Below are 25,748 nucleotides of genomic sequence, written 5' to 3' on the forward strand. Positions count from 1 at the left end.
CCGGATGTAATGGGGTGGAACTGGGATATTCGAGGTGATGAGCGGACGTTGTTCTCCATGCGTGTGATCGGCCTGGCTGGGTGGAGCGGCGCGGGCAAAACGACCCTGCTGAGGCGGCTGATCCCGGAGTTCGCCCGGCGCGGCCTCTCGGTCTCGACGATCAAGCGCGCCCACCACAGCTTCGATCTCGATACGCCGGGCAAGGATTCGCATGTCCACCGCGAGGCCGGCGCGCATGAAGTGCTGATCTCCTCGGGGCAACGCTGGGCGCTGATGCATGAATTGCGGGCAGAGTCGGAGGCTCTGCTCCCGGAGCTGCTCGCGCGTCTTTCCCCGGTCGATCTGGTGGTCGTCGAGGGCTTCAAGCGTGAGGGGCACGCCAAGATCGAGATCCATCGCGCCGCCAACGGCAAGCCGCCGCTCCATCCTGGCGACCCGACGATCGTCGCTGTCGCGAGCGATGTTCCTTTCCCGGAAGCTGGGCGCCCGGTCGTCGGGCTCGACGATATCGCGGGGATTGCCGATATCGTGATGGACAAGGCCGAGCCGCTCGCCGCCGTGCTGGCGCGTCTCGGGCCGCGGGGATAAGCGGACGGTCCGTGCCTGTCCCGGGTCAATGCCCCAAGTGCCAGCTCTCAATCCCGCCTGAAAACGACGCTGGCGCCCCAGCCGAAGAACAGCGCCAGCAGCACCGTGGCGAGGCCGTAAAGTAGCGGCAGATCATACGCGCCCGAGGCCAGTCGCTGCTCGATACCGGTCTTGATCACCTCGAAATTCGTCGTCTGCCGCGCCAGCGGCACGCCGCCGGAGTAAAGCACGAGGTCGATCGCATAGGAGCCTGTTGGCGCTGTGGCCGGCACCTCGATGGGCGCGCTGAACAGCGTGTTCGAGAGGAAGGTGACGCCGCGCCCGTCATGGCTGTACAGCCCCTTGCCCTCGAGGATACGGATCATCCCCTCGCGGAAACGCGCTGTGCTGACGTCGAAATCCCCCCAGGATTCGGCCGGGCGGTCGGCATTGGCGAGACCGATGCGTTCCCGCCGGGCCATCTCCTCGCTCATGATCTCGTTGATCGGGCGATTGCTGGAGACCGAGAGAAAGACCGAGCTGTCCGGAAAGCGGCGCTGCGTGCGGTTGATCCAGATCGGCCCGAGGCGCTCCTTCTCGCGCACGAGCAGCATGCGCTTGGGGCCCCGCACGGTCACGATGATGTCGTAGGGGTCGCCACGTCCGGCGGTGCGCCCGTCACGCTCTACCACGCCGAATACCGTCAGCTGGCTGCCGGTATAGTTCGAGTTGATCTGGATCTGGTGGCTCGACATCGCCGCGATCAGCGTCTCGGCACGGGCGCCCATTGCGGAGCCGGCGAGCATGATGAAAGCGAGCAGTGCGGTCAGCCGTTTCATCGCGCGCTCTCCGGCAGCACGACCGAGAACGGCTCGTTGGGGCGGATGAAGAGCTCGACCGCGAAGCGAAGGCCGACCGACAGGATCAGCAGCGCCAGCAGGAGCCGGAAGGATTCGACGTTGAGGTTGCGCGCCGCCCGCCCGCCGAACTGGGCGCCGATCACGCCGCCGATCAGTAGCAGGATGGCGAGGATGATGTCGACGGACTGGTTGGTGAGGGCGTGCAGAACCGTCGCCCCCGTCATGGTCATCAGGATCTGGAACAGCGAGGTGCCGACGACGACGGCGGTCGGGATGCGGAAGAAATAGATCAGGCCGGGCACGAGGATGAAGCCGCCACCGACGCCCAGCACTGCGCCGATGAAGCCGATGACGATGGCGATGCCCGCAATGGGAATGATGCTGCAGTAGAGCTGCGAACGGTGGAACCGCACCCGCCAGGGCAGGCCCATCCACCAGGGATGCGTGCCCGCCCGCCTGCGCAGCCGCGCCGGCTTGCCGGATCTGGCGCGCAGCATCGCCCGCACCGCATCGTAGAGCATCAAACCGCCGATGATGGAGAACAGCGTCACATAGGACAGCGTGATCACCAGTTCGAGCTGGCCGAGGCGTCGCATCGAGTTGAAGAACAGCACGCCCAGAAGCGTGCCGAGGATGCCGCCGCTGACGAGCACACCACCCAGTTTCAGATCGAGCGCCTTCCTGCGCCAATAGGTCAGAACGCCCGTCATCGAGGAGCCGGCGACCTGTGCGGCGACCGTCGCGACCGCGACGGCGGGCGGAATGTCCAGGAAGATCAGGAGCGGCGTCAGCAGGAAGCCGCCACCGACGCCGAACAGTCCCGAGATGAAGCCGACGGCACCGCTGAGACCCAGCACCATGAGGACACTGATCGGGAGTTCCGCGATGGGAAGGTAGATCTGCACCCCTGGGTCCTCATACGCCGATGCGTCCCCGCGACGGACTGACGCCGGGTCGTCCCAGATTGCACCAAATCGGTTAAGGCAAGATGCCTGAAATGGAGAAAGGGGCGGTGCCGGCCCATCTGGGGCGCTGCCACCCCCAGATGCCGCCTCAACACGTCGAAACCATGACATGCCTCGGTATTTGGCCGGGGGCGCGCTGAGGCCCCGGCCAATGGTGCAGGTTTAGCTGCGCGCGGGCTTTGCCGGCTTCTTGGCTTCCGCGGTCGGCGTCACGTCCCAGCCCTTGGCGGGAGCAACGACCTCGTTTGCGGCGGCGTCGAGCGCCTTTGGCTTCCAGCTTCCGGCCTCGCTCTTGGCGGTCGCAAGATCGGCCGGGGTAAGCCGCTGGGCGACCTCGTCGCGCTTGCGGCCGGCATCTTCGTCGCCCTGGCCGGCGGCGACCGAGAACCAGACATAGGACTGGCTGAGGTCGGCCGGAGCGCCAAGGCCGCGTCCGAGGAGCACCGCGAGATTGTACTGGCTGTCGCGGACGCCGAGTTCGGCGGCGCGGCGGAACCACTCCGTCGCCGTGGCGTAGTCGGGCTTGCCGGAGATGCCCTCGGCATGAAGCACGGCGAGATTGTGCATGGCCTTGGCGTTGCCGCGTTCTGCGGCGCGCATGTACCAGACCCGGGCCAGCGCGATGTCGCGGGTGGTGCCGGTGCCCTTCTCGAACATGTTGCCGAGGCGGAACTGAGCAGGGGGCAGGCCAGCGACGGCAGCGCGTTCGAACAGGCGCAAAGCGAGCTTGAGGTCTCGCGTTGCTGCGGGTCCGTCGGCTGCCCGGCTCGCCAGCTCGTAGACGGCGCGTGCATTGCCATCGAGCGCAGCCTTGCGGAGCCCTGCGCTGCCGAGCCCGGCAGGCAGTTCCCCGATGCCGGTCGCGGCCAGCACGGGCTCGGACGTGACGGCAGGCGGCGGAGTGACTGCCGGTGCGATCTGGGCGGGCAGGGGCGGCGTCGACAAGGCCTGCGCCGACAAAGGCTGCGTCGACGAGGGTTGGCTGGTCGAGCTTGTCGTCTCGGCCGCTGCAACCGACGTCGCTTCCGGGCCGGGGGCCGTCGGCGGCAGGGCGGACGCCTGGTCCTTGGCCGGCTTGGCAGGCGCTGCGTCGGTCGCGGCCTCGGGCGGCGTTGCGGAGGGCGCGATCAAGCTCTGAGTGGCTTCGTTTCCAGCCGGCTTTGTCTTGTCGCCTTTCAGCGCGCCGGTGACGATATGGGCAGTGCCCATGGCGAGAACCAGGGCGGCGAGCCCGAGAAGCAGCGGACGTTTCCGCTTCTCCATGATCTCCTTGAGACGCCCGGCGTTCTTGGTGGGCTCGGCTGCAGGAGCCGGCGCACCAGAGGCCGCCTCGCTTGCCGCCTTGGCGGAGCGGCGGGCTGCCGCGATGAGGTTCTGGCGGATCGACTGCGCATCATGGCCGCCCGCGAGGGCAGCATCCGTGCGCGGCCGGCCCGAGCCCGGCTCCAGAGGCAGGTCGAGCGAGGGGATACCGCCGGCAACCGGCGTGGCCGCAGCGGGAGCCGCTGTGACCTCGACCTTTGTCGAGCCGGGCATTTCGGCGACGAAGCGGTCTCCGGCCGCCACGCTCATGCCGGCCATCGGCTCGGGCGAGCGCGCGACCTGCGGGGCGGAGGGGCGGACCGAAGCCGCCGCGCGGGGCGGAATGACCGGGCGCGGCGCGGCGCCCTGGCGCTCAGCCAGAAGTTCTGCTTCCAGGCTGGAGAGGCGCGAGATGATGGTCTCGAGCGTCTGATGGACGGCGCCGATCGCGTCCTGCGTCTGCCGCCCGGAGGAGACATGGGTGTCGCGCAGGCCCGACATCAGGCTGCTGAGTTCGGCGATGCCGCTTGCTGGCGCGACCGTGCTTGCCATCTCCGCGATCGCGGCGCGCTGAGCGCGTTCGGCGGCGGTCTCCTCGCGCAGCGACCGGAGATGGACGACGAGGTCCTGCAGCGTCCGCTCCATCCCGGTTTCGGCGGAGCGTGTTGCAGCCGCCGCGTCCAGCCGCGTGGCGATGCCCGAGATCTGCTGCTCGAGCGCGTCGAAGGCTTCCGATCCCGCGCCAGGGCTGCCTGCCTCGTCGATCTTCTCGGCCAGGCTGCGCAGCATGTCCTCGACGGGTCGCAGATCGACCTGCGCGACCTGAACGGATTTCCCTTCGTTGACGAGCTGCGTCAGGTTGCTGGAGGCGGCGAGCGTCTCGATCCGCCCGGCCAGCGCCTCAATCTGCCTTGTGACGGCGGCGGGACCCTGTTCGACGAGCGATTCGATGTGCTGCTGTAGCGCGTCGATCCGGTCTTCGAGCTCGCCTGCCGGCCTGCGGTCCCCGAGATCCTCCAGCTTGATCGCCAGGGCCTCGATCTGCCGCGAGAGTGCGGCCATTGGCGCCGTGTCGGCCTGGCGATCCTGCGCCCGGTCGGAGAACACCGCGTTGCGAACGTCCTCGATCGCCATCGACAGGCCGCGCAGCTCGCGGCCGTCGGGCTGCGCGTCGCGTAGGCGGCCCATCTCGAAGGAGAGCGAGGAAACCTGTTGGGACAGGTCCTCAAGCCGCTTATCGCCGCTGCCGGCTTCGAGCAGGTCGCGAAGCTCGGCGATGTCATGCAGAACAGGCGCGAGGATCGTGCGATCGCCCCCGCGCGCCGCCAGAGCATCGACCTTGGCCGCCAGGTGAGCGATCTCCTGCTCGAAGCGCTGGTAGCCCCCGCCGGAACGATCCTGCGACAGGCGCGACACCTCGGATTCGATCCGCGCCAGCGGCTTCATGATCGGCTCGAGCCGGTCACGCTTGTCGAGCCTGTCGAGGCGGCTGCCGAGCTCGGCGAGCATCGCTTCGATCTGGCCAAGCTGCGGTTCGCGCTGGGCAGGCTGCGCTTCCTGTCGAACGGCCGTCGCGCGCATCGGCGGATAGGTTGGCTCGGCGCGTGCGCTGGCTGGCGCGATGCGGGCGCTGAGTTCGCGCAAATCGTCGCGCAGGGCGGAAATGCGGCTTTCGGGAATGCGGCTTTCGGGAATGGTCGCGCTGCCGGGAATGGTCGAGCTGCGCGAAGCCGGATCCTCGTCAAGGGCGCGCTGGCGCGTGCGGATATCGGTGACGGCGGCGGCCAGCCCGTCCCGGCTGAAGGCGAGGCGGGGCGCCTGTTCCGGCTGGACCGGCGCGCGCTGCGCTTCGGCGGTCTTGCGCTCGATGTCGACGATGCGCTCGCCCATCGTCTTGATCGCCTCGGCGATGACGCTGGTGGCGCGCTCCTGACGCTCGGCGGCAGCCCGTTCGCCGGAGCTGATGCGATTCTCGGTCTTTTCGATCCAGCGCGCGATGGAATCGAGTGCGCCGGCGGTCTTGGCGCTTGATTCGCGCGTCAGACGCTCGGCGCTGGCGGCCTGGGTGATGACGGCGTCGATCTCGTTGCGCGAGGGGACGGCCCTGACAGCCTTCGGCGGGGCGCTGAACGCCTCCTGCGGAGAGGTGTCCATCTGGCCCTGGGAGAGCTTGGCGAGGCGCTCGGACAAAGCCGCTATGTCGAGCTGCTCCGGCGGGGGGGCGGGCTGTTCGGCGCCGTCCTCGTCGCGAATCTTGAAGTCGAGCCATTCGCCGAGCGTCATTCCGGCGCGCCGCGCCGCTGCTTTGGCTGCGTCGCGGGTGCGGGGGTCGACGCCCTTGACGCTCCAGGGCAAGCTAGTGGCCATGTTGACGCTCGCCTACGGGGCTTGTCCTTGATCGGAAAGCGCAGGCCCCTGGAACCGCTGCCTTCCTCGCGAACCCGGTCAATCGTGAAAATAGCGTTGCTGATGCCACGATGCTGATCCGCGATGCCGACTTTTGGCCGCCGTGGTAAACAGCCGGTTAAGATTTCGGCCCCATCGGTTAATTTTTCACGAACGCGCCCTCCGAGGGGCCGCGAGCGTGGGGCGTGTAACGGTAACTTACCCGCCTCTTTAGCCACATTACCTGACGCTAGGAGATGTCTTCGCCTATATGGGGAGCAGCCATGGTCGCCGCTGTTTGCGCGGCGAGCCGATGCAACCCTCAAGGATTGACAATCAATGTCGCGCCACAGCCTTGCTCTGGCGGCCGCTCCGAATCGTGAAGGCCGCTCCAACAGTTCCACCGCCGACGAATCCGACACGACCGGCGGTTTCACCATCAGCGACCTCGCTCGTGATTTTGGCGTTACTCTTCGCACCCTCCGCTTCTACGAATCGCGTGGCCTGATCGCTCCAGCCCGCTCCGGCATGACGCGGATCTATTCCGGTCGCGACCGGGCCCGCCTGGCCCTGATCCTCAAGGGCAAGCAGCTCGGCTTCACCCTTGTCGAGATTCGCGCCATGCTCGCCAACGAGGACAAGAAGGGCGGCGAGTCCGGTGACAAGTCGGCCTCGGTCGGCGGCCTTCAGCTCAGCCAGGCGCAAGTCGTCGAGCAGCTGGAATTACTGCGCAGCCAGCATTCCGAGATCGAGGACGCCATTGCCGAACTCGAAGCTTCGCTTGCTCGCTTTGCCAAAGCCTGAACGCGCGAAGGCTTGAACGCGCGCAAGTCTGAACACGCACAGGTCTGAATACCCGCTGGGATCGCGCGGAAGCGAATACCCCATACGGTCGATCCCAGGCGTATCAGCTGACAGTCATGTGAAAACCCCGGCTTCTCGGCCGGGGTTTTTTGTTGCTTGATGTCGACCGCGTTCCCGTCACGACCCGGAAGCGCGCGCCATGAAAATAACCCGCCCCCGTTGCAACGTCAGAGAGATTGTTTATATATGAACTATTCGGACGGGCCGCCTGCGGGTGGCGCGCCGCTGCACGACGAGAGGGAGGATCACCATGCCGGTCTACAAGGCGCCCGTCGAAGACACGCTTTTCCTGCTCAACGACGTCTTCAACATCGAACGCTACAACAACCTGCCCGGCTTTGCGGATGCGACGCCCGATGTGGTCGAGGCCGTGCTGGGCGAGGGAGCGAAGCTCTGCGAGGAGGTGCTGCAGCCGCTGAACCATTCCGGCGATCAGGAAGGCTGCAAGCGTAACGCCGATGGCAGCGTGACCACGCCGAAGGGCTTCAAGGAGGCGCACAAAGCCTATGCCGAGGGCGGCTGGATCGGCCTGGCGATGGACCCTGAATATGGCGGCCAGGGCCTGCCCTATACGCTCGGCGCCGTGATGAACGAATATGCCTCCTCGGCGAATATGGCCTTCGCCATGTATCCCGGCCTGACCATGGGCGCGATCGCCGCGCTTTATGTCCACGGCTCGGACGAGCAGAAGCGCACTTACCTGCCCAAGATGATCGAGGGCACCTGGTCGGGCACCATGAACCTGACCGAGCCGCATTGCGGCACCGATCTCGGCCTGATCAAGACCAAGGCCGTGCCCAATGGCGACGGCTCCTACGCGATCACCGGCACGAAGATCTTCATCTCGGCCGGCGAGCAGGACATCACCGAGAACATCGTCCATCTCGTGCTGGCCCGCATCGAAGGCGCGCCTGCGGGCGTGAAGGGCATCTCGCTCTTCGTCGTCCCGCGCAACAAAGTCGGCGCCGATGGCTCTGTCGGCGAAAACAACCACGTCTCCTGCGGCTCGATCGAGCACAAGATGGGCATCCACGGCAACTCGACCTGCGTCATGAATTATGACGGCGCCAAGGGCTGGCTCATCGGCACCGAGAACAAGGGCCTCAACGCCATGTTCGTGATGATGAACGAGGCGCGGCTCGGCGTCGCGATCCAGGGGCTGGCTCAATCCGAGGTCGCCTATCAGAACGCTGTCGTCTACGCGAAGGAGCGTATTCAGGGCCGCTCGCTCACCGGCGCGAAGAATCCCGACAAGGCTGCGGACCCGATCATCGTCCACCCCGACGTGCGCCGCACGCTGATGTCGATCAAGGCCTTCAACGAGGCGGCCCGCGCCTTCGTGATCTGGAACGCGATCAAGTCCGACATCGCGCATCGCTCCGGCGACGCCGCCGAGCGCCAGGCGGCCGACGATCAGCTCGGCCTGATGACCCCGGTGCTCAAGGGCGTGCTGACCGATACCGGCTTCGACAATGCGGTAAAGGCCCAGCAGATGTTCGGCGGCCATGGCTACATTGCCGAGACCGGCGTCGAGCAGTTCGTCCGCGATGCCCGTATCGCCATGATCTACGAGGGCGCCAATGGCGTGCAGGCGATGGACCTCGTCGGCCGCAAGCTTGGTCGCGATGGCGGGCGTGCCATCATGGCCTTCTTCAACGAGGTCGGGGGCTTCCTGAAGGACAATGCCGAGGACGAGGCGCTGCGGCCCTTGCTCGCGCCCCTGCAGGTCTCGCTGGGGCATCTTCAGCAGGCGTCGATGTGGTTCATGCAGAATGCGCTCGCCAAGCCCGACAATGCCGGTGCCGGCGCACATGACTACATGCATCTGCTCGGCCTGGTCTCGCTCGGCTATATGTGGGCCAGGATGGCCAAGGTCGCGCAGGACAAGCTCAATGCCGGTGCCAATGGCGCGACCGAGCGCATGAACACCAAGCTGGCGACCGCCCGCTTCTTCATGGAGCGCTCGCTGCCCGAGACGGCCGCACATCTGGTCAGGATCACCAGTGGCGCGGATTCGACGATGGCGCTGAGCGCCGAGCAGTTCTGACGACAGCCGTCATGGTCGGGCTTGACCCGACCATCTCTTGCAGAATTTGCATCTCTTGCAGAACCCGCTGGATGACGAGATGGTCGGGTCAAGCCCGACCATGACGTCCGGCACGAGAACAAGCCGCCACGCTGCGGCCAGCCCGGGAGGCCCCGAATGGCAGACGCATTCATCTACGACCATGTCCGCACGCCGCGCGGCAAGGGCAAGGCCGATGGCTCGCTGCACGAGGTCACGGCGATCGAACTCGGGACCCAGACCCTGCGCGCCATCAAGGCCCGCAACAAGCTGGACACCAAGCTGGTCGAGGACGTCGTCTTCGGTTGCGTCGACCCGGTCGGCGAGGCCGGCGCCGATATCGCCCGCACCGTCGCGCTGAAAGCCGGCTACGGCCAGGAAGTGCCGGGCGTGCAGATCAATCGCTTCTGCGCCTCGGGGCTCGATGCTGTGAACCTCGCAGCGGCGCAGATCATGTCCGGTCAGAAGGACATGGCGATCGGCGGCGGCGTCGAGAGCATGAGCCGCGTCGGCATGGGCGCTTCGGGCTTTGCGCTTGCAGTCGATCCGTCAGTTGCGATCGACACCTACTTCATGCCTCAGGGCGTCTCGGCCGATCTGATCGCGACGAAATACGGCTTCTCGCGCGATGATGTCGACGCCTTCGCCGTGCGCTCGCACAAGCGCGCCGCCGCTGCCTGGCAGGAGGGCCGCTTCAAGAACTCGGTCATCCCCGTCACCGACGTCAACGGCCTGATCCTGCTCGATCGCGACGAGACCATCCGCCCCAACACGGATATGCAGACACTGGCCGGGCTGAAGGCCTCCTTCGTCCAGATGGGCGAAATGGGCGGATTCGATGCGGTCGCCACCGCCGCGCATCCGGATGTCGAGTTCGTCAACCACGTCCATCACGCCGGCAACTCCTCAGGGATCGTCGATGGCGCGGCGGCCGTGCTGCTCGGCTCCAAGAAGGGCGGCAAGGCCGCCGGCCTGAAGCCCCGCGCCCGCATCCGCGCTTTCGCTACGATAGGCTCGGATCTCGCGCTGATGCTGACCGGGCCGGTCGACGTCACCGAACTCGTGCTGCGCAAGGCCGGCATGACCACCAAGGACATCGACCTGTTCGAGCTGAACGAGGCCTTCTCCTCGGTGGTGCTGCGCTATCAGCAGGCCTTCGACATCGATGACGCCGTGCTCAACGTGAATGGCGGCGCGATCGCGATGGGGCATCCGCTTGGCGCGACCGGCGCGATGATCCTCGGCACCGTGCTCGACGAGCTGGAGCGCACCGACAAGACCGTCGCTTTGGTGACGCTCTGCGTCGCCGCCGGCATGGGCGTCGCCACCATCATCGAACGGGTTTGAGGAGAAAACAGATGAACCTCACCAATTTCCGCTTCGAGACCGACGCCGACGGCATCGCCACCGCGACCTGGGACATGCCCGGCCGTTCGATGAACGTCATCACGCCCGAACTGATGGCAGAGCTCGACCAGATCATCGACAAGGTCGCAAGCGACGACGCGATCAAGGGCTGTGTCATCACCTCCGGCAAGGAGAGCTTTTCCGGCGGCGCCGACCTGACCATGCTTCAAGGTCTGCGCGATCTCTATGTCGGCCTGGCCAAGGAGAAGGGCGAGCAGATCGCGATGCAGACCTTCTTCGACGAGAGCCGCAAGCTCTCGCTGCTCTATCGCAAGCTCGAGACCTGCGGAAAGCCCTTTGCGGCTGCGATCCACGGCGTCTGCCTGGGCGGCGCCTTCGAGCTTTCACTGGCCTGCCAGTATCGCGTCGTCTCGGACGACGCCTCGACGCGCGTCGGCCTGCCCGAGATCAAGGTCGGGCTCTTCCCGGGCGCGGGCGGCACCCAGCGCGTCTCGCGCCTGATGCAGACCGGCGACGCGCTGCAGATGATGTTCAAGGGCGAGCAGATCAAGGCGCTGCCGGCGCGCAATACCGGCCTCGTCCATGCCGTCGTGCCGCGCGACCAGTTGATCCAGAACGCCAGGGACTGGCTCAACGCCAACCCGCAGGCGAAGGCGCTCTGGGACGATCCCAAGTTCAAACTGCCCTCCAACAAGGTCTATTCGCCGGCCGGCATGCAGATCTGGCCGCCCGCCAGCGCGATCTATCGCCGCGAGACCAACGACAACTACCCGGCCGCCCGGGCCATCCTGTCGGCTGTCTATGAGGGGCTCCAGCTGCCGATCGACCTCGCGCTCAAGGTCGAGAGCCGCTACTTCGCGAAGATCCTGCGGACGAAGGAGGCGGCGTCGATGATCCGCTCGCTCTTCGTCTCGATGCAGGAGCTGAACAAGGGCGCGCGCCGTCCCGCCGATGTGCCGCCGAGCAAGCTGAAGAAGATCGGCGTCGTCGGTGCGGGCTTCATGGGAGCCGGCATCGCCTATGTCACGGCGCTGGCCGGTATCGAGGTCGTGCTGATCGATCGCGACCAGGAGGCGGCCGACAAGGGCAAGGCCTATTCGCACAAGCTGGTCTCCGACCAGATCATGAAGGGGCGCGCCAAGACGGCCGATCGCGATGCGCTGCTCGGGCGCATCAAGGCCAGCGCCGACTACGCCGATCTCAAGGGCTGCGACCTCGTCGTCGAGGCCGTGTTCGAGGATCCCAAGGTCAAGGCCGAGGTGATCGCCAAGGTCGAGGCCGTGATCGGCCCCAAGGCGATCTTCGGTTCCAACACCTCGACCCTGCCGATCACCGGCCTCGCCGAGCATGCGGAGCGGCCGAAGAACTTCATCGGCATCCATTTCTTCTCGCCCGTCGAGAAGATGCTGCTGGTCGAGGTCATCATGGCCAAGAAGACCGGCAAGAAGGCGCTCGCGGTGGCGCTCGATTTCGTCCGCGCGATCAAGAAGACGCCGATCGTCGTCAACGACACCCGCGGGTTCTATGCCAATCGCTGCGTCGGCAACTACATCCGCGAAGGCCATCTCATGCTGATGGAAGGCGTACCGCCGGCGATGATCGAGGCTGCCGGCAAGCAGGCGGGCATGCCGGTCGGGCCGCTCTCGCTCAATGACGAGGTCGCGGTCGATCTCGCCTGGAAGGTGCTGAAGGCGGCCAAGGCGCAACTCGGCGACGGTGCCGTCGACCCGGCGCAGGAAAAGCTGCTCTCCGACATGGTCGAGAAGCACGGTCGCCTCGGTCGCAAGAACAAGAAGGGTTTTTACGATTACCCCGAGGGCGGTCCCAAGCGCCTCTGGCCGGGCCTCGCCGATCTCGTCGGCAAGAGCCTCGACCCAGACACTGTCGACATGGAGGAGCTGAAGCACCGTTTGCTGGTGACGCAGGCTTTGGAGGCCGCCCGCACCTATGAGGAGGGCGTCGTCACCGATCCGCGCGAGGCCGATGTCGGCTCGATCATCGGCTTCGGCTTCGCCCCCTATTCCGGGGGCACCCTGAGCTATATCGACAATATGGGCGCCGCCACTTTCGTGAAGCTCTGCGAGGCCCTGGCGAAGACGCATGGCGAGCGCTTCAAGCCGAACCGGCAGCTCAAGCGCATGGCAAAGACAGGCGAGAGCTATTACGGCGCTGCGGAGAAGAAGGCGGCGGCCTGATCGTCCCTTCTCCCCTCGGGGGAGAAGGTGGCAGTGCGAAGCACTGACGGATGAGGGCCGAACCACATCCAAAAGCAAGAAAGGGCCGCATGCGCAGCCCTTCCCTCATCCGCCTCACTGCGTTCGGCACCTTCTCCCCCGAGGGGAGAAGGAAAGACCCTCAGTTCGCCACCGACCGAATTCCCCGGCGCAGCTTGTCGACCAGCTCGCCGACCTGGCTCTCGGTGATGATCAGCGGCGGTGAGAAAGCGATCGTGTCGGCGGCGGTGCGGACCATCAGCCCTTCATCGCGGAAGAGCCGGTCCATCGCCTCGAAGGCGCGCTTGCCGACGCCATCGGCTCGCGGCGCGAGATCGATGGCGCCGACCATGCCGACGGTGCGGATATCGACGACATTGGGTTCGCCCTTCAACGTCATCAGGGCATCGGCCCAGGCCGGCTCCATCGCGAGGGCGCGCTCGAACAGGCCCTCCTCGCGGTAGACATCCAGCGTCGCCAGGCACGCGGCGGCCGCCAGCGGATGGCCGGAATAGGTGTAGCCGTGGAACAGCTCGATGGCGTTGTCGGGGCCGTTCATGAAGGCGTCGTAGATGTGCTTGCGCACGATCACGCCGCCCATCGGCACCGTGCCGGAGGTCACGCCCTTGGCGAAGGTGATCATGTCGGGGGTGACGCCGTAGCGCTCGGCGGCGAAGGCATGGCCGAGGCGGCCGAAGCCGGTGATGACCTCGTCGAAGATCAGCAGGATGCCGTGCTTGTCGCAGAGTTCGCGCAGCCGCTTGAGATAGCCCTTCGGCGCCGGCAGGCCGCCGGTCGAGCCGGCCATCGGCTCGACGATGACGGCTGCGATGGTCGAGGCGTCATGCAGCGCGACGATACGGTCGAGATCGTCGGCGAAATGCGCGCCGTAATCCGGCTCGCCCTTGGTGAAGGCCTGCTTGTCGCGGTCGTAGGTGTGGGGCAGGTGGTCGGTGCCGGCCAGTAATCCACCGAAAAATTTGCGGTTGTTGACCATGCCGCCGACCGAGATTCCGCCGAATCCGACGCCGTGATAGCCCCGTTCCCGGCCGATCAAACGCGTCTTCGAACCCTTGCCCTGCACGTTCCAGTAGGCGAGCGCGATCTTCAGCGCGGTGTCAGCCGCTTCCGAGCCGGAGCCGGCGAAGAAGACGTGGTCAAGATCGCCCGGTGCCAGCGCAGCGATGCGGGCGGCGGCGGCAAAGACTTTCGGATGGCCGAACTGAAAGGAAGGTGCGTAATCGAGTTCTTCGGCCTGGGCCTGAATGGCCTGGATGATCGGCTTGCGGGCATGGCCTGCATTGCAGCACCACAGCCCGGCCGTGCCGTCCATCACCGGCTTTCCTTCCGGCGTATAGTAAAACATCCCCTCGGCCCGCGAAATCATGCGCGGATTTTGCTTGAACGACCGGTTCGCGGTGAACGGCATCCAGAAGGCTTCGAGGTCGTTCGGCGTATTGATCGGGCTCGGGGCTGAGGTCATCAAATTGTCCTGTTGGGATTATGGCCCCCTCAACCTAGCAGCACGGTACGGGCTGTAAATCGCCGGCCCGGCGGGGCATCCCTGCGCCCGGCGAGAGTCGGGTCATTCGCCGGCAACAGGGTGACGTTGCGTCGCGGATGGCGTAGTCTCAGGCGTAGGGGGAAGCAAACTGAACCGGACCCCTATGACCGACGGCCTTCCCGAACGGCTGGACGAGCAGTCCGTCGCGACTATTCGCGCGGGCCTGCGGCGCGTGCTTGCCGCCGACGCATTCCGCGCCGCGCCGCAACTTTCAGCCTTTCTCGCTTTCATCGTGGAGCGCACGATCGATGGTCGCGGCTCCGAGTTGAAAGGCTATACGATCGCCGTCGAGGCCCTCGGCCGCCCTGCGGAATTCGATCCGCAATCGGACCCGATCGTCCGGGTCGAGGCCGGCCGCCTGCGGCGAACGCTCGGCCAATATTATGCCGGCGAAGGGCAGGGGGATTCGGTGCGGATCACCATGCCGGTCGGCGGCTATGTCCCTGTCTTCGAGTTCACAGAGAACGCCCCAATCGATCGGCTCCGAACTGAGCCGGTCGGGGAGTCTTCGTCCCCTGCAAGGGACGAGTCGATAACCGCATCGCCCGACGAAATCTCCACCTCGCCCGCAGAGGTCGCCGACGACGTCATATCCCGCCGCTGGCCTGCGGCGGCGATCCTTGGGCTCGCCATCGCGCTGATCGCGCTTGGGGCCTGGTACTTCGCTTTCCACGCCAGCGGCCCGGTTGAGCCCGAGCGCCAATCGCATGCACCGCTCGCTGCAACGACTGCGTCGCGCGCGCCCATCGCGCAATCGCCGAGCAATCTGATCGTCATCGCGATCACGGCGGCGGATGTCCCAGCCGATCCGAAGCTTGCTGAAACACTGCGCCGGTATTCCAGGCTGCTCGTCGACGCCATGGCGCGTTTCGACGATCTGGTCACGATCAAGACCCCGCCAGTGGGCTCTGCCTTGACGCCTGATGTCGATTATGTGTTCGAAATTACCGCCCAGTTGGTCGACGGCACAGCCGAGGGTTTCGGTCGGCTGCGGTCCGTGCGGGATGACCGCATCGTCTGGACGGCCTCTTCGAGCCGCGCCCTGCCGACGGGCAAGGATCCGGAACAGGCAGAGCGGGCGCGTCGGCTCGCCATCAGGCTGGCGGAGCCCTTCGGCATCATTCATGCCGATTTCCGTCAGTATTCGGCGTCTCCGGTGATGAGCTGCATTTTCCAGGCCCTCGACTACCGGCGTACGCCGAAAGCGGACGATTATGGCGGTGCCCGGACTTGTATCGAGGAGCTGATCGTAAAGGAGCCCGGCTTTTATCCTGCCTGGGCGCAGCTGACGTTCCTGCTCCTGGGTGACTACGCATCCAGCCTCGACCCGGTGGCGGGACCTCCGCTCGACCGCGCTCTCAATGCTGCGGTGACGGCGGTGCGGCTCGCGCCGTCCAGCGCGCGTGCGCAGCAGGCGATGATGGATGCGCTGTTCGCGCGGGGGGCGACCGAAGAGGCGATCAAGGCCGGGCGTGAGGCCTTGACCCGCAATCCCTATGATCCCGCCATCATGGCCGATCTCGGCGCGCGCTACGTTCAGTTGAACCGACCTGCCGAGGGCCTTCCGCTGCTGGAGCGGGCGATCGAATTGAGCGCGGGGCGGCCGTCCTGGTATGACTTCTTCGCTTTTCTCGGAGCCCGCCTGATCGGCGCGAGGCGCTCGTCCGAACCCTTTGCGGCGGTGCTAGGCGCGGATTCCACTCCCCTCAGCCTTCTGGGGCGTGCTCTCCAGGCCGCTGATAGCGGGGACCGGCGGGGGCTGGAAATGGTGCTGAAAAACCTGTCCGCGAAGGCACCGCTATTTGGCATGGACCCGGGGCTCTATCTGTCGCGCAGCGGCTTCAGCGGGCCGGTCGTCGATCGGATACTGAGCGATCTCGGCCTCGAGACGAGATTGCGATAGCGCTCGCGGTCGCCAGGATGCCGCTTCCCCCAATTTTCTTGCATTTGGCGCGTCGCTTGCACCTGCATTGCTCGCATGAGGTCAGACGCCCGGTTAATGTAGCGAAAGCGTTGTGATTCGTTTTCGTCCCGATCAACCTCCCGCGCGAACGCTGCCTTGGCCCCTGTCCGCCTGAAAGCCCTTCACCCTCTCGCCAGCGCCGTCACCGGTTTGTCGATCGGCGCGGTCGTGACCATTCTCCTGCCGAGCGGGCTGGGCTCTGGGCTGGGCCTGCTCGCGGCAGGCGCGGGATGGATCGGTTCGGCGATGGTCATGGAACGGCGCGGCCAGTCGCAGCGCGAGCAGGTGCTGGCAGCGATCGGCGAGGTCAAGGTCAGGCTCGCGACCAATGCGATCCGCCTCGATTCACTGTCGCAGCGCGTCGAGCAGATGCCGATGCGCGATGTCGACGCGGCGCCAGCGCGCGCGGCGATCCACGAGCTGACCGCCGAGGTCGGGCTGCTCGGCGATCTCATCCACCAGGTTGCGACGACATTGTCTGATCACGACAATGTACTGACGTCCCTGTCGCGCGCGCCGACGCCGGTCGTGACCGCGCCCGAGGTCGTGATCGACCCGGAGGCGGCCCGCAAGGCGCGGATCGAGGCCCTGGCGGCCGAACGGGCGGAAGCGGCTCGCCTCGCGGAGGAACGCGCTGCCGGTGAGCGGGCCGCCGTGATCAGCGCAGCCCTCACCGAAGGCCGCGTCGAGGTTCATCTGCAGCCGATCGTCCAGCTGCCGCAGCGGCGCACGCGTGGCTATGAGGCGCTCGTGCGCCTCAGGCTGGACGAGAACACGCTGCTTTTGCCGCATGAGTTCATCGCCACGGTCGAGGAACGCGGTTTCGGGCCGACGCTCGATGCGCTCGTGCTGACGCGAGCACTGGCAATCGCCCGCCATCTCGGCTCGAAAGAGGGCGGCATCTTCGTCTCCTGCAATTTCAGCGCGGCGACCTGGAACTCGTCGAAGGCTCTGGCGGCGTTGTCGCGCATTCTCGACAAATATCGCGAGCATACCGGCCATCTGGTCGTCGAGATGCCGCAGAGCGTTTTCCGCGCGCTGGATCCGACGAGCCTGGGCCTCCTGGGCGCCATGTCTGCCAATGGCGTGCGCTTTGCGCTCGACCAGCTCAATGATCTCAGGCTCGACCCCGTTTCCCTGTTCGATCGCGGCATTCGCTTCGTCAAGGCGCCGGCCGAGCTGCTCCTGGCCCAGGTCTCGGCCCAAGCCAGCGGCCAGACGGCGACCGACATTGCCGCTGGCGATCTCTCGGCACTGCTGGCACGGGCCTCGATCGTCCTGATTGCCGAACGGATCGAGGACAACCCGACCGTTGCCGACATGATCGACCTTGGGGTCACCATGGCGCAAGGGTTGGTCTTCTCGCCGCCGCGCCCGGTCAAGCCCGAGGTCTTCGCCGAGCCCGAGGCGGCTGCCGAACTTGCTCCGGCTCCCCTGCCAGCAGCGCAGATCCCGGCGCGTCCAGCCGCCGACATCGTCGGCTACCCCGCGCCCGCAATTGCGCCGACCGGGGCGGGGCTGGTCGAGCCGAAGCCCGAACGCCTGCCGTTCCGCTCGGTGCTGCGCCGCGCCACGGCCTGAACAGGCGCAAGGTCCGCGAAACGCGGCAGCCGGGCATGCCGAGTTCGGGTTTCCTCTTGTTTCCATCTGCTCTAGAGCGGTGTCACCCAGCCAGAGGGAGTAACCGTCTTGTCGTCAGAGAGCCCCGCCACCCGCGCTTTATCGGGCTTTTCCGAGATCGCTGACCGCTTCGATCTGTGCCTTTGCGATGTCTGGGGTGTCGTTCACAACGGTGTCGTGGCGCATCGCGGCGCGATCGATGCGCTGGTTGCCATGCGCGAGCGCGGCACCAGCGTGGTTCTGGTCACCAATGCGCCGCGTCCGCGCGAACTGATCGCCGCGCAACTGGCGATGTTCGGAGTTCCGCAGTCGGCCTGGGATGCGATCGTGACCTCGGGCGATGTCTGCCGCGCGCTGATCCAGGCGCGCGCCGGCGAGCCGATGTACCGGCTCGGGCCGGACCGCGATCTTCCGCTGATCGCCGGCCTCGACGCTCCGGAAGTTCAGCCGGAAAAGGCGGGTTACGTGCTGTGCACCGGCCTGCTCGATGATGAGACCGATACGCCGGCGACCTATGCCGACCTGCTCACGGGCTTTGCCGGGCGCGGCCTCACCATGATCTGCGCCAATCCCGATCTCGTGGTCGAGCGTGGCGGCCGTATCGTCCCCTGTGCCGGCTCGGTGGCGCTCGCTTACGAGGAGATTGGCGGCAAGGTCATCTATGCCGGCAAGCCGCACAAGCCGATCTATGAGCTTGCGCTGGCAATCGCCGAGGAGAAGCGTGGGGCGCCGATCGCGAGAGACCGCGTCTGCGCAGTCGGCGACGCGATCCGCACCGATATTGCAGGCGCCGAGGCCTTCGGCGCGGCCGGCATCATGGTGCTGGCCGGGATTCACGCCCAGGATCTGATGGAAGCGTCATGGGATGAGCGCCATGGCTGGTTCGGGCAGCAGAGCCACCGTCCGGCCTACGCGCTGCCGCATCTCGTCTGGTGACGGCCGCTGCCAAGCAGGCGACCCTTCACTGAGCCCTCATCCTGAGGAGCCAGTCCGCAAGGAGTGGCGTCTCGAAGGATGCTCGAAGGGGCTCCGGAAACATCTGGATCATCCTTCGAGACGCCGCTTCGCGGCTCCTCAGGATGAGGGCTGAATTTTAAGCGGCCGTCAGGCCGGGCAGACCGACTCGATCTTCGATTTCAGCGTCTGCGCGTTGAACGGCTTGACGATATAGTTGTTCACGCCGGCCTTCTTGGCCGCGATGACGTTCTCGGTCTTCGACTCGGCGGTGACGATGATGAACGGCGTGCGCGACAGCGTGTCTTCCTCGCGGACGCGTTGCAGCAGCTCGAAACCCGTCATCGGCTCCATGTTCCAGTCGGAGATCACGAGGCCGTATTTCTTGTCGCGCATCTTGGCGATGGCGGTCGATCCGTCGGATGCGTCGTCGACATTCTCGAAGCCGAGCTGCTTCAGCAGATTGCGGATGATCCGGACCATCGTCTGATAGTCGTCGACCACCAAGATTGGCATGGAGGGGTCTAGAGCCATTGTACTGCTCCACGGAAAGACGGTTACGGCGCTGGGCAATACCTGCGCCGCGCCGCCTTACGAAAGGCGGCGGCTAGTGGCCACCCTCTTAACCGGGCGGCGTTTCAAAGCGGTTAATCCAATGCCGGAGTGACGCAGCGGCACGCGGGTCGTCGAGGGCGGTTACCAAAGTCCAATTGCGCTCATGCTGCAGTTGCGAGATGTTCGTGTCACGACAGATCAATCGCACGGGCGCGGCAATGCCCCGACCGGCGCCCAGACGGGCAAGGCTGATGCACAGCACCCTGTACAATGTCCATGCATTCGAGGATTTGGCCCTTGGCCAGAGCGAAAGCCTGATGCGGACAGTGATGGAGCGCGACGTTTCGCTCTTCGCCGAATTGTCGGGAGACGCCAACCCGATCCATCTGTGCGACCGCTTCGCCGCCAACACCAAATTCGGCCAGCGCATCGCGCATGGCATGCTGACCGCGAGCCTGGTCTCGGCGCTGCTGGGCACGCGCCTGCCCGGCCCCGGAGCGGTCTATCTCTCGCAGACGCTGACCTTCCTTGCCCCGGTCAAGATCGGCGACGTCGTCACCGCCCGTGTCGAGGTGGTGGAACTGGTGACCGAGCGTCGCCGGGCTCGGCTGTTCTGCGAGTGCCTGGTCGACGGCAAGGCCGTGCTTGAAGGGGAGGCCTGGGTCGCCATGCCTCCGACCCGGGCGAAAGCCTGAGGGCTTGCCCGTTCCCGTGGCCTACCTGCTCCCGATGCAAGGCGGGGACCGGGTGACGGCGCTTGACGCCTTCGCGGCCTTGAGGCCAAAGACTGTGCCGGCTCGGGGCTTCCCGGGCAGTCGGACGCTTTCGATCGATGAAATCCCCTGCTGATGTGCAGCCGGACGATGCGCATGCCGCCTTTGTCCTCGACCTCGAGAAACCTGCCCCGGATGCCTTGCGCGGCGCGGTCCTCGCGCTTGGCAATTTCGACGGCGTCCATCGCGGCCATGCCGAACTGGCGCGGGTCGCGGTCGCCATGGCGCGGGAGCGGGGCACGACAGCTGCGGCGCTGACCTTCGAGCCGCATCCGCGCAGCGTGTTCCGGCCGGATCAACCGGTCTTCCGCCTGACGCCTCCGGTGGTGAAGACCGAGTTGCTCGGGCGCGTCGGCCTGCCGCTGACCTTCGTCCTGCCCTTCGACCGCTCTATCGCCGCGATCAGCGCCGAGCGTTTCGTCGACGAGCTTCTGTTCGGCAAGCTCGGCGCGGCCGGGCTGGTCTGCGGCTACGATTTCCATTTCGGTCAGGGGCGCGCCGGCTCGCCGGAGATGCTGCAGGCGAGGGCGGGCGCCGCGAACATTCCCGTCACCGTGGTGCCGCCCTATGCGTGGGCCGGCGAGCCGGTCTCCTCGACCCTGATCCGCACGGCGCTGGAGCAGGGCGATGTCGCCCGTGCCGCCGATTTTCTGGGCCGGCCCTGGTTCGTGCGCGGTGTCATCGCCCATGGCGACAAGCGCGGCCGCGATCTCGGCTATCCCACTGCCAACATGCATCTCGCTCGCGACTGCAAGCTGCGCTACGGCATCTATGCGGTGCGGATGAAGATCGACGGTGTCTGGCATGACGGGGTCGCAAGCTTCGGCAGCCGCCCGACCTTCGATGACGGTGCGCCCCGGCTCGAAACCTTCGTCTTCGATTTCTCCGGCGATCTCTATGGCAAACAGGTCGATGTCGCGCTGGTCGAATGGCTGCGCGGCGAGGCGAAGTTCGATACGCTCGATGCGCTGATCGTGCAGATGGATGCCGACAGCGTCCGCGCACGCGACATCCTGACGAAGACAGCGCCCTTCCTTCCCTAACGCGCCTTTGCTAAAGCAGGCTGGAATTCAAGACCGCGTCCGTCATCCTGGGCGATCGTAGATCGACCCGGGATCTATCGTAGAGCTCAGTACCCTCCGATGGATCCCGGCGCTCCGCTTCGCTGCGGCCAGGATGACGAAGAGGTTCCTGACAGAGCAGTTGTGATCAAGAAGCCCGTGATGACCTCGTTCCGCGCCAAGACAAGAAGCATTGACCGGCGAATTACGGGCCCGGCTGCCGCCTCGCGCTAGACCGGCGCGGGCGCCGCGCAAGCCGGGATGACCATCGCCTTCCCCTGAGTTTCACGGATGGACCAGCGCAGCGCCTTTTGACATGGCCCGCTTGTCCGCATTGCCCCGAGCCGGACCCGAAATGACCGAAAATACCGCCGACAAGGCCGCCGCCGTCGATTATTCGCAGACGCTGTTCCTGCCGCAGACCGAGTTCCCGATGCGTGCCGGCCTGCCGCAGCGCGAGCCGGAACTGCTGGCGCGCTGGGCCAGGATGGACCTCTACCGCAAGCTGCGCGAGGCGGCGAAGGGACGGGACCGCTTCATACTGCATGACGGCCCTCCCTATGCGAACGGCAACATCCATATCGGCCATGCGCTCAACAAGATCCTCAAGGACCTCGTCGTGCGCTCGCAGCAGATGCTCGGCCACGACTCAAATTATGTGCCCGGCTGGGACTGCCATGGCCTGCCGATCGAATGGAAGATCGAGGAGCAGTATCGCGCAAAGGGGCTGAACAAGGATGACGTTGATGTCGTCGAGTTCCGCCGGGAATGCCGCGCCTTCGCCGAGAGCTGGGTCGATATCCAGCGCAACGAATTCAAGCGGCTGGGGGTCGAGGGCGACTGGGCCGATCCCTATCTGACCATGGCCTATGGCGCGGAAGCGCAGATCGCCCGCGAGATCATGAAGTTCGCCGAGACGGCGCAACTCTATCGCGGCTCCAAGCCGGTGATGTGGTCGGTGGTCGAGAAGACCGCGCTCGCCGAGGCCGAGGTCGAATACGAGGAGCATGTCAGCGACACGGTGTTCGTGGCGTTTCCGGTGCTGGGCGAAGACCTGCTGGCCGGCACCTCCGTTGTCATCTGGACGACCACGCCCTGGACGATGCCGGGCAACCGCGCGATCTCCTTCCACCACAAGATCGCCTATGGCCTTTACCGCGTCACCGCGGCGCCCGAGCAGAACTGGGCCAAGGTCGGCGCGACCTATGTGCTCGCCAAGAACCTGGCAGAGTCCGTGTTCAAGGCGGCCAAGGTCGACGCCTTCGAACTGGTTCGCGATGTCGATGCGGCAAGCCTCGCCGATCTGACCGCAGCCCACCCCCTGCGCGGCAATGGCTACGACTTCGACGTGCCCCTGCTCGACGGCGACCATGTCACCGACGAGGCCGGTACGGGCTTTGTCCACACCGCGCCCGGTCACGGCCGCGAGGACTTCGACATCTGGATGGCCAATGGCCGCCAGTTGCAGGCACGCGGCATCGAGACCCACATTCCCTACACCGTCGATGCCGATGGCCGCTTCACCAGGGATGCCCCAGGCTTTGAGGGGGCTCAGGTCATCACCGACAAGGGCGAGAAGGGCAACGCCAACGAGGTCGTCATCAAGGCGCTTGCCGCCTCTGGAAATCTCGTCGCGCGCGGCCGCCTGAAGCACCAGTATCCGCATAGCTGGCGCTCGAAGAAGCCGGTGATCTTCCGCAACACGCCGCAATGGTTCATCGCCATGGACAAGGCGATCGGCGAGGCTCCGTCTCCCACCGGCATCGGCGAGATCGCCCCATCGCTCGGCGGCAATGTCGACACGCTCCGCAACCGCGCGCTGCGGGCGATCCAGGAGACCCAGTGGGTTCCCGCCGCCGGCGAGAACCGCATCAACGGCATGATCGCCAACCGCCCCGACTGGGTGGTCTCGCGCCAGCGCGCCTGGGGCGTCCCGATCACGGTCTTCGTCGAGAAGGAAACCTCTGCGATCCTGGTCGATGCCAGGGTCAATGCAGCCATCGCCGCCGCCTTCGAGGCTGAGGGCGCCGACGCCTGGTTCACCGACACCGACGGCGCGCGCTTCCTTGCGCCTTTCGGCTACGAGCCCGCGAAATACGAGCGCGTCACCGACGTGCTCGACGTCTGGTTCGATTCAGGCTCGACCCATGCCTTCACGCTGGAGAAGCGGCCCGATCTGCGCGCCCGCCGGCGTGGCGACGGCGGCAACGACCGCGTGATGTATCTCGAAGGCTCCGACCAGCATCGCGGCTGGTTCCATTCGAGCCTGCTCGAAAGCTGCGGCACGCGCGGCCGCGCGCCCTATGACATCGTCCTGACCCACGGCTTCTGCCTGGACGAGAAGGGCGAGAAGATGTCGAAGTCGAAAGGCAACGTCACCGCGCCGCAGGACGTCATCAAGGACAGCGGCGCCGACATCCTGCGCCTCTGGGTGGCAGCGTCGGATTATTCCGACGATCTGCGCATCGGCAAGGAGATCCTCAAGACCTTCGTCGAGACCTATCGCAAGCTGCGCAACACCACCCGCTGGATGCTCGGCACGCTCGCCCATTTCAGCGAGCATACCCGTGTCGAGGAGCCTGCCTCGATGCCGGAGCTGGAGCGGCTGATGCTGCACCGGCTGGCCGAACTCGGGCCCCAGGTCGCGGATGCCTATCGCACCTACGACTACAAGAAGGTCGTAAACCTGCTCTCGCAGTTCATGAATACCGAGCTTTCGGCGTTCTATTTCGACATCCGCAAGGACGCGCTCTATTGCGATCCCCTGTCGAGCCATGTTCGCAAGAGCGCGCTGACGGTCGTCGACCATCTTTTCCGTTGCCTCGCCACCTGGCTGGCGCCGATCCTGGTCTTCACGACCGAGGAGGCCTGGCTGGAGCGTTATCCCGAGCTGAAGGGTCTGGACGGCTCCGTCCATCTCGAACTCTTCGCCGAGGCACCCGAAAGCTGGCTCGATCCGGAACTCGCCGAGCGCTGGAGCAAGATCCGCCGCGTCCGTCGCGTCGTCACCGGCGCGCTGGAGCTGGAGCGGGCGGGCAAGCGCATCGGCTCCTCGCTGGAAGCGGCGCCGACCGTCTTCATCAGCGATCCTGACCTGCATGCGGCCCTGTCGGGGCTCGATCTCGCCGAGATCAGCATCACCTCGGGCATTGCGATCATTGCCGGCGAGGGGCCCGAAGACGCCTTCCGTCTGGCTGATGTCCCGGGCGTCGCGGTGGTTTCGACCCGCGCGCCGGGCGTGAAATGCGCCCGGTCGTGGAAATATTTCGATCCAGCGACGGCCGATCCGGCCTATCCCGAGGTGACCGCGCGCGATGCCAAGGCGCTGCGCGAACTCGGGAAGCATGCGCGATGAGCCCAGTGCGTCGTCTGGGGCTTGCGATCGTGGCCATCGTCTTCCTGGCCGACCAGGCGCTCAAGCTATGGCTGCTCTTCGGGGTGCGGCTGGCCGAGACCGGCCCGTTCGCGGTCACGCCCTTCATGGACATCGTGCTCGCCTGGAATCGCGGCATCTCCTACGGGCTGTTCCAGCAGGATGGCATGATCGGGCGCTGGTTCCTGGTCGTCGTGTCCTTCATGGCGGCCATCTGGCTGTGGCGCTGGATGTGGCGCGCCGAGGGCCGCCTGACGGTGGTGAGCCTTGCGCTGATCATCGGCGGCGCGCTCGGAAACGGCGTTGACCGCGCGGTTTACGGGGCGGTCGTCGACTTCGTGCACCTCTATTACGGCAGCTTCAGCTGGTACATCTTCAACATCGCTGATGCGGCCATCGTTGTCGGGGTGCTCGGTCTGCTATATGAGTCCTTCCGTCCGAATGCTGAAAAGATGGCTTAACCTGGGTTCCGCCATCGTTTTGCCGTTCGTCTAGGGTTGAGACGGGGATGAGATTTTCCCGAGGGAGATTTGACATGGCTCATCGCACCCGCGTGACGCATCTTCTGCTGGCCGGCGGGCTTCTGCTCGCTGCGTCGCCGGCTTTCGCGCAGGAAGGCGTCCTTTTTCAGAATCTGATGAAGGGCGTCATCGGCACTGGCGGTGCCGACGACTCGATCGAATATCGTCAGCGCCCGCCGCTCGTCGTTCCCCCCGGTTCGGCCTTGCCGCGCCCGCAGGAGCCTTCGAGCACGCGCAATGCCGCCTGGCCCAACGACCCCGACGTTGCCAAGAGGCGCGCCGACAGCGCCGCTGCCCGCGTTCCGGCGGGAACGAAGGAGGCGTATCGCAACAACCCGATGCTCAGCCAGGAAGAGCTGCGGCGTGGCCGGATCGCCCGTGGCGAAGAGGCGCCGATGACGGTTGAGGAGCATAGCAACTACAACAACCAGATCGCTCCGATCCGGATCGGCAAGGAAGTTGCCTCCCGCCGCAACCAGACCGAGATCGACACGCTCGCCTATGGCCAGGAGCCGCCGCGGCGCCTGCTGTCCGAGCCTCCTGTCGGCTATCGTCGTCCCGCCGGCAGCGCGGCGCTTGGCCCCGGCCAGGGTGGCCCGGTCGAGGACAAGCAGGCGGTCGGTCAGCGTGAATTCGCGACGGGCGCCGGCCCGGTCATGCAGTAAGACGCAGCCGCTCGTTCCGCGTCGGTGGAAACGAGCGGTCGCCAATCGGCAGCCGGGCTCTGGCGCCGCCGGAGCTGCAGCACTATGTCCTGAGCGACGGGATGTCTTCC

Annotated in this window: 18 protein-coding genes; 13 read left to right on the top strand and 5 right to left on the bottom strand. The window is 66.0% G+C overall.

Annotated features, from left to right (window positions below):
* Nucleotides 1–57: 57 nt before the first annotated feature.
* The gene (gene mobB, locus C4S73_RS02560) at nucleotides 58–588 is read left to right on the top strand and encodes a molybdopterin-guanine dinucleotide biosynthesis protein B (RefSeq protein WP_103870872.1); all 531 of its coding nucleotides are present in this window, start codon (nucleotides 58–60) and stop codon (nucleotides 586–588) included.
* Between the two features lie 47 nt (nucleotides 589–635).
* Here mobB and C4S73_RS02565 read toward each other — a convergent pair whose 3' ends face one another.
* From C4S73_RS02565 to C4S73_RS02575, 3 genes are all read right to left on the bottom strand, one after another.
* Complete coding sequence (locus C4S73_RS02565) at nucleotides 636–1,406, bottom strand: TIGR02186 family protein (protein ID WP_103870873.1); 771 nt, start codon at nucleotides 1,404–1,406, stop codon at nucleotides 636–638.
* The gene (locus C4S73_RS02570; RefSeq protein ID WP_103870874.1) at nucleotides 1,403–2,332 is read right to left on the bottom strand and encodes a sulfite exporter TauE/SafE family protein; all 930 of its coding nucleotides are present in this window, start codon (nucleotides 2,330–2,332) and stop codon (nucleotides 1,403–1,405) included. The genes C4S73_RS02565 and C4S73_RS02570 overlap by 4 nt, the downstream gene beginning before the upstream one ends.
* 222 nt (nucleotides 2,333–2,554) lie before the next feature.
* Nucleotides 2,555–6,061, bottom strand: a complete 3,507-nt coding sequence (locus C4S73_RS02575; RefSeq protein WP_146071252.1) for an SEL1-like repeat protein — start codon at nucleotides 6,059–6,061, stop codon at nucleotides 2,555–2,557.
* Nucleotides 6,062–6,418: 357 nt separating this feature from the next.
* On the opposite strand from C4S73_RS02575, the gene C4S73_RS02580 reads away from it, so the two are divergent.
* The 4 genes from C4S73_RS02580 to C4S73_RS02595 all read left to right on the top strand — a co-directional run bounded on the left by C4S73_RS02580 (nucleotide 6,419) and on the right by C4S73_RS02595 (nucleotide 12,571).
* Nucleotides 6,419–6,883 carry a MerR family transcriptional regulator gene (locus C4S73_RS02580; protein WP_103870876.1) on the top strand — a complete coding sequence of 155 codons (465 nt, stop codon included), beginning with the start codon at nucleotides 6,419–6,421 and terminating at the stop codon, nucleotides 6,881–6,883.
* 310 nt (nucleotides 6,884–7,193) lie between these two features.
* Nucleotides 7,194–8,990 carry an acyl-CoA dehydrogenase C-terminal domain-containing protein gene (locus C4S73_RS02585; protein WP_103870877.1) on the top strand — a complete coding sequence of 599 codons (1,797 nt, stop codon included), beginning with the start codon at nucleotides 7,194–7,196 and terminating at the stop codon, nucleotides 8,988–8,990.
* A gap of 156 nt (nucleotides 8,991–9,146) precedes the next feature.
* Nucleotides 9,147–10,355 carry an acetyl-CoA C-acetyltransferase gene (locus tag C4S73_RS02590; RefSeq protein WP_103870878.1) on the top strand — a complete coding sequence of 403 codons (1,209 nt, stop codon included), beginning with the start codon at nucleotides 9,147–9,149 and terminating at the stop codon, nucleotides 10,353–10,355.
* 11 nt (nucleotides 10,356–10,366) lie between these two features.
* A complete protein-coding gene (locus tag C4S73_RS02595) occupies nucleotides 10,367–12,571 on the top strand; it encodes a 3-hydroxyacyl-CoA dehydrogenase NAD-binding domain-containing protein (protein WP_103870879.1) in 2,205 nt (734 codons plus the stop codon).
* 160 nt (nucleotides 12,572–12,731) lie between these two features.
* Here the strand turns inward: C4S73_RS02595 and aptA are convergent, their stop codons facing one another.
* Nucleotides 12,732–14,072, bottom strand: coding sequence for an omega-aminotransferase AptA (aptA, locus tag C4S73_RS02600; RefSeq protein WP_103870880.1), 1,341 nt, complete (start codon nucleotides 14,070–14,072; stop codon nucleotides 12,732–12,734).
* A 184-nt stretch (nucleotides 14,073–14,256) separates the two neighbouring features.
* Between aptA and C4S73_RS02605 the strand changes: the two genes are divergently transcribed.
* The 3 genes from C4S73_RS02605 (at nucleotide 14,257) to C4S73_RS02615 (ending at nucleotide 18,672) form a co-directional block, all read left to right on the top strand.
* On the top strand, nucleotides 14,257–16,056 hold the full coding sequence (locus tag C4S73_RS02605; protein WP_103870881.1) for a tetratricopeptide repeat protein: 1,800 nt from the start codon (nucleotides 14,257–14,259) through the stop codon (nucleotides 16,054–16,056).
* A 156-nt stretch (nucleotides 16,057–16,212) separates the two neighbouring features.
* Nucleotides 16,213–17,697, top strand: a complete 1,485-nt coding sequence (locus tag C4S73_RS02610; protein WP_146071253.1) for an EAL domain-containing protein — start codon at nucleotides 16,213–16,215, stop codon at nucleotides 17,695–17,697.
* Between the two features lie 108 nt (nucleotides 17,698–17,805).
* The gene (locus tag C4S73_RS02615; protein ID WP_103870883.1) at nucleotides 17,806–18,672 is read left to right on the top strand and encodes a TIGR01459 family HAD-type hydrolase; all 867 of its coding nucleotides are present in this window, start codon (nucleotides 17,806–17,808) and stop codon (nucleotides 18,670–18,672) included.
* A gap of 168 nt (nucleotides 18,673–18,840) precedes the next feature.
* Here the strand turns inward: C4S73_RS02615 and C4S73_RS02620 are convergent, their stop codons facing one another.
* Entirely contained in the window at nucleotides 18,841–19,224 is a 384-nt protein-coding gene (locus C4S73_RS02620; protein WP_103870884.1) for a response regulator, read from the bottom strand.
* 272 nt (nucleotides 19,225–19,496) lie between these two features.
* Between C4S73_RS02620 and C4S73_RS02625 the strand changes: the two genes are divergently transcribed.
* The 5 genes from C4S73_RS02625 (at nucleotide 19,497) to C4S73_RS02645 (ending at nucleotide 25,638) form a co-directional block, all read left to right on the top strand.
* Complete coding sequence (locus tag C4S73_RS02625; protein WP_103870885.1) at nucleotides 19,497–19,940, top strand: MaoC family dehydratase; 444 nt, start codon at nucleotides 19,497–19,499, stop codon at nucleotides 19,938–19,940.
* Between the two features lie 137 nt (nucleotides 19,941–20,077).
* Nucleotides 20,078–21,061, top strand: coding sequence for a bifunctional riboflavin kinase/FAD synthetase (locus tag C4S73_RS02630; protein WP_103870886.1), 984 nt, complete (start codon nucleotides 20,078–20,080; stop codon nucleotides 21,059–21,061).
* A 373-nt stretch (nucleotides 21,062–21,434) separates the two neighbouring features.
* Nucleotides 21,435–24,434 (top strand): isoleucine--tRNA ligase, encoded by a 3,000-nt coding sequence (gene ileS / locus C4S73_RS02635; RefSeq protein WP_103870887.1) that lies wholly within the window; start codon nucleotides 21,435–21,437, stop codon nucleotides 24,432–24,434.
* A complete protein-coding gene (gene lspA, locus C4S73_RS02640) occupies nucleotides 24,431–24,913 on the top strand; it encodes a signal peptidase II (RefSeq protein WP_103870888.1) in 483 nt (160 codons plus the stop codon). The genes ileS and lspA overlap by 4 nt, the downstream gene beginning before the upstream one ends.
* Nucleotides 24,914–24,987: 74 nt before the next feature.
* The gene (locus tag C4S73_RS02645) at nucleotides 24,988–25,638 is read left to right on the top strand and encodes a hypothetical protein (protein WP_103870889.1); all 651 of its coding nucleotides are present in this window, start codon (nucleotides 24,988–24,990) and stop codon (nucleotides 25,636–25,638) included.
* The last annotated feature ends 110 nt before the right edge of the window (nucleotides 25,639–25,748 follow it).

The sequence above is a fragment of the Allobosea lathyri genome, from assembly GCF_900108245.1.
Lineage (GTDB): Bacteria > Pseudomonadota > Alphaproteobacteria > Rhizobiales > Beijerinckiaceae > Allobosea > Allobosea lathyri.